This is a genomic window from Methanobrevibacter woesei (assembly GCF_003111605.1).
GTDB lineage: Archaea > Methanobacteriota > Methanobacteria > Methanobacteriales > Methanobacteriaceae > Methanocatella > Methanocatella woesei.
Map to the genome: position 1 here is coordinate 239,523 of NZ_MZGU01000004.1, position 12,500 is coordinate 252,022.

Annotated in this window: 14 protein-coding genes; 10 read left to right on the top strand and 4 right to left on the bottom strand. The window is 30.3% G+C overall.

Translation table 11 applies throughout. The annotated features are described in order from the left end of the window. Positions 1-2 precede the first annotated feature (2 nt). Positions 3-1,313: a TldD/PmbA family protein gene (locus MBBWO_RS03685; RefSeq protein ID WP_116669534.1), complete on the top strand. Its 1,311-nt coding sequence runs from the start codon at positions 3-5 to the stop codon at positions 1,311-1,313. Positions 1,314-1,321: 8 nt separating this feature from the next. Continuing rightward, positions 1,322-2,461, top strand: coding sequence for an O-phospho-L-seryl-tRNA:Cys-tRNA synthase (gene pscS, locus MBBWO_RS03690; RefSeq protein WP_116669535.1), 1,140 nt, complete (start codon positions 1,322-1,324; stop codon positions 2,459-2,461). A 3-nt stretch (positions 2,462-2,464) separates the two neighbouring features. On the opposite strand, the gene MBBWO_RS03695 is transcribed toward pscS, so the two are convergent. From MBBWO_RS03695 to MBBWO_RS03705, 3 genes are read right to left on the bottom strand one after another with little or no spacing between them, the layout of a single operon-like run. Then, on the bottom strand, positions 2,465-2,713 hold the full coding sequence (locus MBBWO_RS03695) for a hypothetical protein (RefSeq protein WP_116669536.1): 249 nt from the start codon (positions 2,711-2,713) through the stop codon (positions 2,465-2,467). A gap of 20 nt (positions 2,714-2,733) precedes the next feature. Next, positions 2,734-3,201, bottom strand: a complete 468-nt coding sequence (locus MBBWO_RS03700; protein WP_116669537.1) for a GyrI-like domain-containing protein — start codon at positions 3,199-3,201, stop codon at positions 2,734-2,736. 15 nt (positions 3,202-3,216) lie between these two features. Next, a complete protein-coding gene (locus tag MBBWO_RS03705; RefSeq protein ID WP_116669538.1) occupies positions 3,217-4,440 on the bottom strand; it encodes a molybdenum cofactor synthesis domain-containing protein in 1,224 nt (407 codons plus the stop codon). Positions 4,441-4,608: 168 nt separating this feature from the next. On the opposite strand from MBBWO_RS03705, the gene eif1A reads away from it, so the two are divergent. From eif1A to MBBWO_RS03735, 6 genes are all read left to right on the top strand, one after another. Beyond that, the gene (gene eif1A, locus MBBWO_RS03710; RefSeq protein ID WP_116669539.1) at positions 4,609-4,911 is read left to right on the top strand and encodes a translation initiation factor eIF-1A; all 303 of its coding nucleotides are present in this window, start codon (positions 4,609-4,611) and stop codon (positions 4,909-4,911) included. A gap of 54 nt (positions 4,912-4,965) precedes the next feature. Continuing rightward, a complete protein-coding gene (locus MBBWO_RS03715; protein WP_116669540.1) occupies positions 4,966-5,742 on the top strand; it encodes a serine protein kinase RIO in 777 nt (258 codons plus the stop codon). A 34-nt stretch (positions 5,743-5,776) separates the two neighbouring features. Beyond that, positions 5,777-6,397, top strand: a complete 621-nt coding sequence (locus MBBWO_RS03720) for a KH domain-containing protein (RefSeq protein WP_116669541.1) — start codon at positions 5,777-5,779, stop codon at positions 6,395-6,397. A gap of 264 nt (positions 6,398-6,661) precedes the next feature. Continuing rightward, the gene (top6B, locus tag MBBWO_RS03725) at positions 6,662-8,368 is read left to right on the top strand and encodes a DNA topoisomerase VI subunit B (protein WP_116669542.1); all 1,707 of its coding nucleotides are present in this window, start codon (positions 6,662-6,664) and stop codon (positions 8,366-8,368) included. An 8-nt stretch (positions 8,369-8,376) separates the two neighbouring features. Beyond that, complete coding sequence (locus MBBWO_RS03730) at positions 8,377-9,471, top strand: DNA topoisomerase IV subunit A (protein WP_116669543.1); 1,095 nt, start codon at positions 8,377-8,379, stop codon at positions 9,469-9,471. 141 nt (positions 9,472-9,612) lie between these two features. Further along, positions 9,613-10,347, top strand: a complete 735-nt coding sequence (locus MBBWO_RS03735) for a peptidylprolyl isomerase (RefSeq protein ID WP_116669544.1) — start codon at positions 9,613-9,615, stop codon at positions 10,345-10,347. A 25-nt stretch (positions 10,348-10,372) separates the two neighbouring features. On the opposite strand, the gene MBBWO_RS03740 is transcribed toward MBBWO_RS03735, so the two are convergent. After that, positions 10,373-10,864 carry a fumarate hydratase C-terminal domain-containing protein gene (locus MBBWO_RS03740; RefSeq protein WP_116669545.1) on the bottom strand — a complete coding sequence of 164 codons (492 nt, stop codon included), beginning with the start codon at positions 10,862-10,864 and terminating at the stop codon, positions 10,373-10,375. A gap of 226 nt (positions 10,865-11,090) precedes the next feature. On the opposite strand from MBBWO_RS03740, the gene MBBWO_RS03745 reads away from it, so the two are divergent. Together MBBWO_RS03745 and MBBWO_RS03750 are read left to right on the top strand one after the other, a co-directional pair. Next, a complete protein-coding gene (locus MBBWO_RS03745; RefSeq protein WP_116669546.1) occupies positions 11,091-11,351 on the top strand; it encodes a 4Fe-4S dicluster domain-containing protein in 261 nt (86 codons plus the stop codon). A gap of 17 nt (positions 11,352-11,368) precedes the next feature. Next, entirely contained in the window at positions 11,369-12,499 is a 1,131-nt protein-coding gene (locus MBBWO_RS03750) for a 2-oxoacid:acceptor oxidoreductase subunit alpha (RefSeq protein WP_116669547.1), read from the top strand. The last annotated feature ends 1 nt before the right edge of the window (position 12,500 follow it).

Below are 12,500 nucleotides of genomic sequence, written 5' to 3' on the forward strand. Positions count from 1 at the left end.
AAATGTTATTAGAATTAGCTGAAGATGTCAAAAAGGAAGTATCCAAACTTTGTGATGAATATGAAATATTTATATCACAGTCTAATAGTATAAGTCTTGATTCTAAAATGGATAACTTAAACTTTGCAAAGGATGAAATTAGTAAAGGATTAGGAATACGTGTTATAAAAGATAATAAAGTAGGATTTGCATTTACCTCTGATTTAAATAAAATTACTCAAACTATTAATCAAGCTATTGACAATACTAAATTAACTAAATCAGATGAAAACTTTGCATTTTCACAACCTGGTAAAGTAAAAGAAATTAAAGGGCTTGTTGACAAAAAATATGATGATTTATCTCTTGAAGAAGCAATTGACTATTTGAAAAGTGTTATAAACACTGCTTTAGATAGTGGATGTGAAGTAACTTCTTCTGGTTTTTCAGCATCAAAATATGAAGATGTTATATTAAACTCAAATGGAGTATCTGTTTCAAATAAAGGAACTGGATATGGTGTAGGATTGTCTGTTAATGTTGAAGATGGTGAAGGAGTATCTACAGCTTATGATTCAAAATCTTCAAGAACATTTAACATTGATGGTGATAAGTTAGCTGAAGATGTTTGCAAGCTTGCTAAAGATTCTGTTGGTGGTAAACATATTGAAACCGCTAATAAAGATGTGATTTTAGATTATCATGCTGCTGTTGGTTTACTTTCAACTTTTATTTCAGCTTTTTCTGCTGAAAATGTTCAAAGGGGAAGATCTATTTTACAAGGTAAGTTAAACACTGAAATTGTAAGTCCTAATCTTTCTATAATTGATGATAATTCTTTAGAAGGTGCTTTAGGTTCTTCCAATACTGATGGGGAAGGTACTGTATCTTGCAGAACATCTCTTGTTGAAAATGGTATTTTAAAATCATTTTTATATGATATTTACACAGCCAATAAAGAAGGTTGTGAAAGTACAGCTAATGGATATAGAGGTTCATTTTCTGGAACTCCTAGTGTTTCTCCATCTAATTTAATATTTGATTTTAAAGATTCTGTAGAAATAAGTGATATGGCTGATGGTATTTTAGCTACCAGTGTTTTAGGAGCTCATACTGCAAACCCAATTTCAGGAGATTTCTCTGTTGAAGTAAGTAATGCATTTGAAATATCAAATGGAGATATTGGTTCTCCTATTAAAAAAGCTATGATTTCTGGTAACATATTTGAATTATTAAAAGATTGTGAAAAAGTTAATTCTGAAATTAAACAATATGGTTCATTCATAATTCCACAAATTTTAGTTCATAATTTAAGAGTGGTTGGTCAAGAGTAGGTGTAAAAATGGAATGTCATGATTATAAATTAACAAGAACAATGGAAAGAGAAAATTTAAATTTAAATCCTCTTCAAAGAGCAGGACTTTTAACTCCTGAAGCTAGAGAAGCATTATTTGAATTTGGAGATGGTTACAGTGTATGTGACTACTGTGCTGGAAGGTTAGATGAAGTAAACAAACCTGGAATTGAGATGTTTCTTGAAGATTTAGCAAAGTTTATTGATGCAGATTATGTAAGAACAACTCATGGTGCACGTGAAGGAAAATATACTGTAATTAATAAGATATGTGAACCTGGAGATACTATTGTTGTTGATGGGAATGCACATTATACTAGCTATTTGGCAGCTGAAAGAGCAGGTGTAAATGTAATCAAAGTTCCTAATTCTGGAGATTCAAGAGCAGAAATTACAATGGATGCTTACAGGGAAACCTTGGAAAATGCTATTGATGAAGTTGGAGAAATTAAACTAGCATTATTAACTCATGTTGATGGAGATTATGGGAATCTTACTGATGCTAAAGGCTTTGGTAAATTATGTAAAAAATTGGGTGTAATCTCTCTTTTGAATTCAGCATATGGTATGGGTAGGCTTCCTATTAAAGCAAATGAATGGGATATTGATTTTGTAGTAGGTAGTGGACATAAAAGTATGAGTGCTTCTGGACCTATTGGTGTTTTAGGAATAAAAGAAGAATTTGCAGAAGACATGCTTGCTCGTTCCAAAACACATACCAATAAAGAAGTTGAACTATTGGGTTGTACTTCCAGAGGTGCTCCTATTGTTACTTTAATGGCATCTTTCCCAGCAGTTGTTGAAAGAGTTAATAGATGGGATGAAGAATTAGCTTTAACTAGAAAATTTGTTGATAATCTTACAGAAATTGAAGGTATTACTCAAATAGGTGTAACACCAACAGAACATGATTTAGTTAGATTTGATACACCAATATTAAATGAAATAGCTAAAAAACACCCTAGAAAAGGTTTCTATTTGTATGAGGAACTTAAAAATAAGCATATTGTTGGTATAAAAAGAGGACAAACTGAATGGTTTAAATGCAGTACTTATGGCATGACTGAATCTCAAAGAGACTATATTGCCAATGCATTTAAAGAAATAGTTGAAAAATATAAAGATTAAATCTTATATTTTTCTTAATTTTTCTCTCAATCTATCGATTGTATAATCTGTTTTGTCAATGTTTAGATATTTTGAATATAATTCTGTTTTTTCATCAAATCCTTCTAATTGTCTTTTAGATAAAGATTCAATTTCAGCATCTATTTTTTCAAGTTGTTTTTCATAAGATGCCCTAGATTTAACTATATTCAAATTAGTCTTTTTAGAAAGTCTATCTAATGTTTCTTTATTGGGATCTTCTCGTCTTGGCATTGATTAAACCCCTTTTATTTTCACATTTTTATAATAGGTAACTGAATTTCAGTGATGTATTCAGATTCATCATCACAATTGTATAAACTTTTATGTAATATCTCTTTTGGAGAACCAATAATATCGTAGTTATTCTCTTGGGAGTATTCAACTACTTTTTCATAGGTTTCTAAAATATTGTCTGTTGAACCTTTATGGAGCGCACTTAATACTTCATGTTCAAATAAGTCTACAACTCTTATTAAATCATTTCTTTCAGGTTCTTCTTCACTATCTATTACAATTCCCACATCATATACTGCATCTCCTTCATTGACACTATGTCTTGGAGAATAATAAATAATAAATGGTTCACTTTCTATTTTTATTTCTTCACTTTCTGCCCAACCTAACAATTTAGAAACTAAAACATCCATATCGGTTATTGGTCCTTTGTAGTTGATAACTGCTAATTTTTGATCAGGTACTTTTTTACATTCAAAATCCATTATTTCACCTGTTATTTAATTAAATAAATATGCTTCAACTTCTTCTCCAGCATCTATAAGTTCAACAGACTTTGGAACTTTAACATATCCGTCTGCTGTTGAAAGAGAGAATATTGCTCCTGAATCTTTAAAGATTGGTTCAATATTTTCACCATCAATTTTAACTAATTGGTATTGCATTCTTCCAACTGGTGAATGTATTCTTTTTGTTAATTGTCCTTTAATAACTTTTTTCTCAAATTCATAGCTACGTCCAGCTAATTTTGCCACAATTGGTTTTACAAAGACATCAAATATCATTATTGCAGAAACTGGATTTCCAGGAAGTCCTATTATAAATTTATCATCAATAATTCCAACAATTGTTGGTTTTCCAGGTTGTATTGAGATTCCATGAACATGTACTTCTCCTAATTCATCAATTACATGTTTTATCATGTCTCCAAGACCTGCAGAAGTTCCACCTGAACAGATTAATACATCACATTCTTTTAAACCATTTTGAACTGTGGTTTTTACTTCATCATAGTCATCTTTCATAATTCCTAAGAATTTTGATTCGGCTCCTGCAGATGTTAAATCACTTTTAATCATGTTTCCATTAACATCATAAATTTTACCATAAGTTAATTCTTCACCAGGATTTATTAATTCATTTCCACTGGATATAACTCCAACTGATGGTTTTTTGTAAACTTTAACTGTTTCGAATCCTTGTGAAAGAAGAACTCCAATTCTTCCAGGGGTTAAAACATCTCCTTTTTTAAGGATTAATTTTCCTTTTTCAGTATCAGAACCTTTTTTAGCTACTTCAAGTCCAGGTGTTGCACTTTTTAAAATGTTTACTTCGTTTTCTCCTTTTTCACAGTATTCTACCATTACAACAGCATCTGCACCTTTTGGCATTGCAGCACCAGTACTGATTTCAATAGCTTTTCCATTTTCGACTTCTTTTTCAGTTATAGATCCTGCTTCTAGAAAATCAATAACTTCTAATGTTTTTGGCATTTCTTCAGATGCACCAAAGCTATCTTCAGATTTTATAGCAAACCCATCTTTTAAAGCTTTATCAAAAGGTGGAAAATCAATTTGGCTATAAATATCCTCGAAAATCACTCTATTATAAGCATCACTAATGTCTATCTCTTCACTTTGAGGAGTATAGTATTTTTCATATAGTTCGCTTATAATTTCCTTGGCTTCCTCAGATTCTTTTATTTTTAAAAATTCAGTTCCCATTTATATTCCTCTTATAATAATATGAATAATATTATTAATAGTAATTATGTTTATATTATAAAAAAACTTAATATATAATTAATATAAAAGATATTATAGAAAACTTTTTATTATAATTATATTCGAATAATTCTAATTGGGTATATTTTAAAATTAGGAGGAGAGTATTTGTCAAAACCAGATAATAATCAACAAGAGTATAGGAGAGTAAGAACACCTAAAAAAGGCGAAATTCCAGGTGTTGTAGAGCAAATTATGGGTCATGGTAAATTAAAAGTAAGATGTGCTGATGGAAATTTAAGAATGACTAGAATTCCAGGTAAAATGAAAAAACGTATATGGATTCGTGAAGGAGATGTAATTCTGGTTAAGCCATGGGATTTCCAAGCTGATGAAAAAGCAGATGTTATTTGGAGATACACAAAAACCGAATCAAACTGGCTCGAAAGAAAAGGTTATTTAAAAATGTAATCTTTCTCTCTTCTTTTTTTATTAATTTCAAAAAATATTTATTAATTGATTGTAATGGATTCTAAAATTGCTAAAGCTGATGAAAAGGTTCAAAAATTAATTTCACGAAAAAGAATTAAAAGTGATGAAGACAGAAAAGTAGGCAGTGAAATTTTTGATAAAATCACTTTAGAAACCTTATATAAATTGGCTAATCAAGGATATGTGGATGTCCTTAATGGAGCTATTAGTACTGGAAAAGAAGCAAATGTATTAAAAGGAATCACAAAAGATAATTCTATTGTGGCTGTTAAAATTTATAGAATAGCTACTTCTGATTTTAAAAAAATGAATTATTATATTGATGGGGATCCTAGATTCAATATCAAATCTAAAAATAAAAGGCAAACTATTTACGCTTGGGTTATGAAAGAATTTAAGAATCTTAAAAGATTGTATTCTGCAGGTGTTACAGTACCTAAACCTATTATAAGTGCAAATAATGTTCTTTTAATTGAATTTATTGGTGATGAATTAGGAAATCCTGCTCAAACAGTGAAAAATCAACCACCTAAAGATCCAGAGGATTTCTTTAATAAATTATTGACGCAAGTAAAACTATTTGTTAATGAAGCAAGATTAGTTCATGGAGATTTATCTAATTTCAACATTCTTAACAAAGATGAGACTCCTGTAATTATTGATGTTTCACAATCAGTAGTTTTAGATAATCCTATTGCAAAAGAATTATTAGAGCGAGATATAAAGACTTTAGTTAATGAATATAAAAAATTAGGTGTTAACACTTCTTATGATGAAGTTTATGAGTATATTTCACCAAAATTTTTATAATATATTGAGTTTAATTAAATTGAAGGTGTAAAACATGCCGGGAACAGAATATATTAAAATTCCTCAAAAAAGAGTTGGAGCATTAATTGGAAGTAAAGGGGAAGTTAAAAAAACTATTGAAAAAGCAACTGGAACATACATAGATATTAACAGTGATGATGGTGCAGTTGATATTTCTCCAAGAGAAGATATGGAAGATCCTTTAGGAGTTTGGAATGCAAATCACATTGTTAAAGCTATTGGTCGTGGTTTTAATCCAGAAGTTGCATTAAAATTAGTGGATGATGATGTTTATTTAGAAATTATTAAACTTCCATTACTTATTGGTAAATCTAAAAATGCATTAGCTAGATATAAAGGTAGAATCATTGGAAAAGATGGTAAAACAAGAGAAATTATCATGGAAATGGCTGAAGTTGATATGGCAGTTTATGGTAAAACTGTTTCATTGATTGGTCATATTGACAATATTATGATTGCTAAAGAAGCTATTGAAATGATAATTAAAGGTTCTAGACATAAATCTGTTTATGGATTTTTAGAACAGAAACAAAACGAATTAAAACTTAAAGAATTCAAATCCATTGTTGGAATTCATGATGATAAAATTGAATTTAAAGATGGAATTGACTTTACTGAAGAGGATTTCCAATAATCCTTAACTTTTTTTATTATAATTTTTACAATAATGGAAAACTATTATATACTTTGTTAGGCATATATACATATGTTAATGAAAATACAGTTATTTTAATTAAATAATTGATTATTCATATTGATTTTAAATTATGCTTTTATTTAATTCTTAGTAAATTCTAGATAACATAAGGTATGATTACTTTTCACTTGCTCTGGGATTTTATTTAAATAGCTTTAATTTAAAAATTTTAATTTAACTGAATTATTGAGGAGGAAAACTTTGTCTCAAAATGCAACAGAACTCTTTGATGAAAATTTTAATGAATTAACCCCGTCAGAGTTTTTTAGGAAAAATAAGCAGATGTTAGGTTTCACTGGTAAAATCCGTTCATTAACTATTGTTTTTCACGAGTTAATTACAAACAGTTTTGATGCAGCTGAAGAAGCTGGTATTTTACCTGAAATAAACATTGATTTAAAAAGAGTGGATAAAGAACATTATATTTTAACTCACTCAGATAATGGGCCTGGAATCCCTGAAGATTATATAATGAAAGTATACTGTACAATGTTTGCAGGATCCAAATTTAGAAACATCCAATCTAGAGGACAACAAGGTTTAGGTTGTAGTGGTTGTGTACTTCTTTCACAGATGACTACTGGTGAACCTGCACGTGTAATTTCATGTTACGAAGAAAATGGAGAACTTAAAGGAGTTAACATGAAATTTAAGATGGATGTTAAGAAGAACAAAGGTATGTTAATGGAAAAAGAGTACATTAAACCTGAGCATACTGGTGTTTGCATCCAATTACACTTTAAAGATGTTTCTTATTCTCTTTCAGAACAAGGTGCTTTTGAATATATTAGAAGAACTATGATTGCAAACCCTCATGCAAAAATTACTTTTAGAGATCCTTCAGGACATAAGTACATCTTTAAAAGAGCAGCAGAAATTGTTCCTGTTCTTCCAAAAGAAGTTTTACCACACCCTAAAGGTGTAAGTGCTGATGATATTCTATTCATGGCTAAACATACTGATAAAAGAAGATATAAAAGTATGTTAACAACTTCTCTTTCAAGAATGTCCAATAAAAGAGTTGCTGAAATTGAAGAGATGACTGGAATAGACATGAACAAACGTCCTAAAGATATGAAATGGGCTGAAGCTGAAGCTATTGTCGATTCATTCCAAAAAATGAAATTTATGGCACCTCCATCTAATGGACTTATTCCTATTGGTTCTGAACAGATTGAAAAAGGTATGAAACAAATCCTTAAGCCGGAATTTGTAGCTACTCTTACTAGAAAACCTGTAACCTACAAAGGAGGAGTATCTTTTATTGTTGAAGCAGGTATTGCTTATGGTGGAGATGCAGGTAGGATTGTTAATGAACAAAGAAAATCTGAAATTATGAGATTTGCAAATAGAGTACCTTTAACTTTCGATCAAGGAAGCTGTGCTATTACAGAAGCTTTAAAAAGTATTGATTGGAAACGTTATGGATTAAAAGATTTAGACAACACTCCATTAACTTTATTTGTTAATTTAATTTCTACTCAGGTTCCATACTTGTCAACAGGTAAACAAAGTATTTCTCCAGAACCTGAAATTGTACATGAAATTAGACAGTCTACTATGAAATTAGCTCGTAAGCTTCAAAAACACATCAGGTCTAAAAAAGCAGCTAAAGAAAAAGCAATGCGTTCAAAAGTATTTGAAGACTTACTTCCAGTTATTATTGAAGAATCTGCTAAATTAGGAGAAACTTCTGTACCTGAATATACTCAAGTACTAGCTAAAGTAACTAAAAGGGCTCTTGCAGAGTTACTTGGTGAAAAAGTTGAAGAGGAAGAGGTTGAAGAGGAAGAAGATGCACTTATCATGGAAGAACTTGATGAGTTTGGATATGCTGTAGATGAAGAAAATAGTAGTTTAAATAGTAGTAAAGACTTTGATGATTTAGAAATTGATGAGGAAGAGTAGGTGATTAGATGGCTGATGAAGTTAAACAAGGAAACAAATCACATAAAGAGCTTAGAAAAGAATATACCTACAATAAATTAAAAGCATTAGGTCAGGAAATTATTGAAGATGTTGAAAAACAGAAAGTTCCTGCTGTTAAAGTTCCTTCCAGAGGTACCTCAAACATTGTTTATGATAATGCAAAAAGATACTATGTTTTAGGGGACAGATATGGTAAAAGGTCTCTTGGAAATGTGAAACAAATTAGAAAATTAGGTCAAATGGTTTATGTTGCTAATTTCTGTAAAGATTTAGTTCAAAGAGAAAAAACAGCTACTATCAGGGAAATGTACTATGTTTCTGAAGGATGGGGTATAAGCTTTAAAACACAACAAGAATCTAACATTGTAGGTGAAGATTTAGAAGTAACTCTTGGAACTACAAGGGAAGACTTAGGATTAATGCCTGAGGAAGATGGTGCATCTGTATATGGTGACATTACATTAAAAGATGATGATGTTGAAATTAATGCTTTAAAAGCTGGAAAATCTGGTTATACTATTTCACCAACTATTGACCAAGTTGAATTTTTAGATCATAATGTTGATAGGGTAATAGCTGTGGAAACTATGGGGATGTTCCATAGGATGGTTCAGGAAAAAGCATATGATAGGTTTAACACCTTGATTGTAGGGCTTAAAGGACAAGCTGCTCGTGCTACAAGAAGGTTTATTAAAAGGGTTAATGAAGAATTAAAATTACCTGTTTACATCTGTAACGACGGAGACCCATGGGGATTCCACATTGCACAGGTTATTATTTCTGGTAGTGCAAAATTAGCTCATGTAAATCATGATTTAGCTACTCCAGATGCTAAATTTATGGGTGTAACAGCTAGTGATATTATTAACTATGATTTACCTACTGATAATCTTAAAGATGTTGATGTAATGAGGTTAAAAGAGTTAGCTAAAGATCCAAGATATAAAAGTGATTTTTGGCAAACTGAGATTAAGAAAATGTTAAAAATAGGTAAGAAAGCAGAACAGCAATCTTTCTCAAAATATGGGCTTGAATATGTTGTTGATACATATATCCCAGAAAAATTAGAGGCAATGGAATAATCCTTCTGCTTCTTTTCTTTTTTTTTATTTTTAATCAAAACATTAATAAAGAGTATTATATAAAACTATTAAATGTTAGATTATTAACATAACTTTTATTAATCAAATTTTATTTTTAAATTTATTATAGGAGAGATAATTATGGCTATTGAAAACGGTGATTTTGTAAGATTAAACTTTACTGGTAAAATTAAAGAAAATGATGATGTATTTGACACTACTTATGAAGATGTAGCTAAAGATGCAGGTATTTATGTTGACGAAAAAACCTACAAAGCAATCCCAATTGTTGTAGGTGGAAACCATGTATTACCAGCTATTGAAGAAGCTATTGAAGGTCTTGAAGCTGGAGATTCTAAAACTATTGAAATTGAAAGTGAAAAAGCATTCGGTAAAAGAAATGCTGGTTTAATTCAATTAATTCCAATGAAAGAATTCAAAAAACAAGGTATGACTCCAGTACCAGGTATGCAAATTAGTTCCAACGGTCAAACTGGTAAAATTTTAACTGTAAATGGTGGAAGAGTAAAAGTAGACTTCAACCATGAATTAGCTGGTAAAGACTTAGTTTACGATGTAGAAGTAGTAGAAGTAATTGAAGATGATGAAGAAAAAATTAAAAGTATGATTGAGTTACATTACCCATCTCCAAACATGGATCTTGATAAAACTGTAATTGATATTGATGGTAATGTTGTAAACATCCAATTAGATGAAATTGCAAAATTCGATCAAAAACCTTACATGGACATTACTTTTGCTAGATTTGCTATTGCAAAAGACATCTGGTCCAATATGGACTTTGATAAAGTTAACTTCGTTGATGCTTTTGAGAAAAAAGATATCGAAGCTGACAATGAAGAAGATGAAGAGTAATTCTTCTTCTAAATACTTTTTTTTATTAAATACTTTTTCCATTAGCTATTGCTACTATTCCGGGAATATTTTCTACTTTTAACTGAAACATAGATTCTATACCTTCATTTTCAAAGGCAACACACTTTTTTTCAAGAACTTTATCTGTTAAAAGTGCAGCTACTGGAGGAGTAACTACAAAAATAGAATTGTTTTTATTTAAACTATCTGCTGTTTTTTTGGATAATTTTCCTTTTCCAATATGGATTTTAACACCATTTTTTGATAAATCAGGAATTGTTGATTCAATTTCTTCTTTATTGCTTGTTGTTGGAGCTATTCCTGCATCACTTACTGCAGTATGCATTATTGCCATTCCTTTTAAATCAACAGGAGATTTGTTTTCATTAGCTAGTTCTGCAAGTTTTGGAAGGATTGCGTCACGACCAGTATACATAGTTCCACTTATTAAAATTTGGTCTCCAACTTTTAAACTAGCTATTTCATCATTACTTATTGGTGTTGTAATCTTTTTCATGTTTTTCTATATTAATTATTAATTAATTTATTTTTTATCTTTTTTTAGAACTTTAGAAAATTTATTATTTTTTTTGTTTAAGATTAATTTTGTTTAAATAAATAATCTTTAATTTTTGTTTGTTTTTATTTAGTTTAATTTTTTGATAACATATTTAAATGTTTGATAACATAAGTATAACACAGTATATTTTAATGAATATTCATGTAAAATTTAGGAGATTATAATGATTCATGTAGATGAAGATTTATGCAAAGGTTGTCATCTTTGTGTATATGTATGTTATAAAAATGTTTATGCAATACCTTCTGAAGCTAATAAAAAAGGTGTTTTATTACCTTATGTTAACTTTGAAGATAGATGTACTAATTGCGGAGTCTGTGAAGTTTCTTGTCCAGACCAAGCAATTACTGTTGATGTTGATGGAAACTGGTGGGTTAAAGAGGATTCTTATAATTTCAACCCTAAATTTTCACAAGCAAAATAAGATAGGAGATTGAAAATATGGTTGAAGAATTATTCGTTCAAGGAAATGAAGCATGTGCAAAAGGTGCTATCAAAGCAGGTTGTAGATTTTTTGCAGGTTATCCAATTACTCCTTCAACTGAAGTTGCAGAAAATTTAGCTAAAGATCTTCCAACTGTTGGTGGTTCTTTTGTTCAAATGGAAGATGAAATTGCATCTGCAGGAGCTATTATTGGAGGTTCATGGGGTGGTTCTAAATCAATGACAGCTACTTCTGGTCCAGGTTTCTCTTTAATGCAAGAAAATATTGGTTATGCATTCATTACTGAAACTCCAATTGTTATTGTTAATGTTCAAAGAGGTTCTCCATCCACTGGTCAACCAACTATGGCTGCTCAGGCAGATATGATGCAAGCACGTTGGGGTTCTCATGGGGATTATGAACCTATTGCTTTAGCACCATCAAGTGTTCAAGAATTCTTTGATTTCACAATAAAAGCTTTTAATTTAGCTGAAAAGTACAGAACTCCTGTATTTGTCATGGCTGATGAAGTAATTGGACACATGAGAGAAAAAATAGTTATTGATGATGATATTGAAATCGTTCCAAGAACAATGCCAAATAAAGAAGAGAACTATTTGCCATTTAAAAATGTTGAAAATGGTACAAATCCAATGCCTTCATTTGGTGAAGGATTTAATATCCATGTTACTGGTTTAACTCATGATGAAAGAGGTTATCCTGATACTAACTCTCCTGAAACTCATACAGAACTTGTTCAACGTTTATGTGATAAAATATTAAATAACAAGGATAAAATCTGTTCTGTTGTATCTGAAGGATGTGAAGATGCTGATATTGTTGTAGTATCTTACGGTGCTCCAGTTCGTTCTGTCATCACTGCAGTTAAAAAAGCACAAGAAGAGGGTAAAAAAGTAGGTTATATTAAAATTGATACTCCATGGCCATTCCCTGATGAACAAATTGCTGAGTTAGTTGGTGATGCTAGCGATGTAATTGTTGTAGAAATGAACTTAGGCCAAATGTATTATGAAGTTGACAGAGTATTAGATTCAAAAGTTAACACTCATCTTATTGGTATTATTGGAGGGTTATTACCTACTCCTGATGAAATATTGTCTAAAATTGAAGAAATAGGAGGAAACTAAA

Excerpts from the sequence above, each read along its gene's own strand:
- MBBWO_RS03685 (WP_116669534.1), top strand. The coding sequence starts at position 3 with ATGTTATTAGAATTAGCTGAAGATGTCAAAAAGGAAGTATCCAAACTT.
- pscS (WP_116669535.1), top strand. The coding sequence starts at position 1,322 with ATGGAATGTCATGATTATAAATTAACAAGAACAATGGAAAGAGAAAAT.
- MBBWO_RS03695 (WP_116669536.1), bottom strand. The coding sequence starts at position 2,713 with ATGCCAAGACGAGAAGATCCCAATAAAGAAACATTAGATAGACTTTCT.
- MBBWO_RS03700 (WP_116669537.1), bottom strand. The coding sequence starts at position 3,201 with ATGGATTTTGAATGTAAAAAAGTACCTGATCAAAAATTAGCAGTTATC.
- MBBWO_RS03705 (WP_116669538.1), bottom strand. The coding sequence starts at position 4,440 with ATGGGAACTGAATTTTTAAAAATAAAAGAATCTGAGGAAGCCAAGGAA.
- MBBWO_RS03715 (WP_116669540.1), top strand. The coding sequence starts at position 4,966 with ATGGATTCTAAAATTGCTAAAGCTGATGAAAAGGTTCAAAAATTAATT.
- MBBWO_RS03720 (WP_116669541.1), top strand. The coding sequence starts at position 5,777 with ATGCCGGGAACAGAATATATTAAAATTCCTCAAAAAAGAGTTGGAGCA.
- MBBWO_RS03730 (WP_116669543.1), top strand. The coding sequence starts at position 8,377 with ATGGCTGATGAAGTTAAACAAGGAAACAAATCACATAAAGAGCTTAGA.
- MBBWO_RS03735 (WP_116669544.1), top strand. The coding sequence starts at position 9,613 with ATGGCTATTGAAAACGGTGATTTTGTAAGATTAAACTTTACTGGTAAA.
- MBBWO_RS03740 (WP_116669545.1), bottom strand. The coding sequence starts at position 10,864 with ATGAAAAAGATTACAACACCAATAAGTAATGATGAAATAGCTAGTTTA.
- MBBWO_RS03745 (WP_116669546.1), top strand. The coding sequence starts at position 11,091 with ATGATTCATGTAGATGAAGATTTATGCAAAGGTTGTCATCTTTGTGTA.
- MBBWO_RS03750 (WP_116669547.1), top strand. The coding sequence starts at position 11,369 with ATGGTTGAAGAATTATTCGTTCAAGGAAATGAAGCATGTGCAAAAGGT.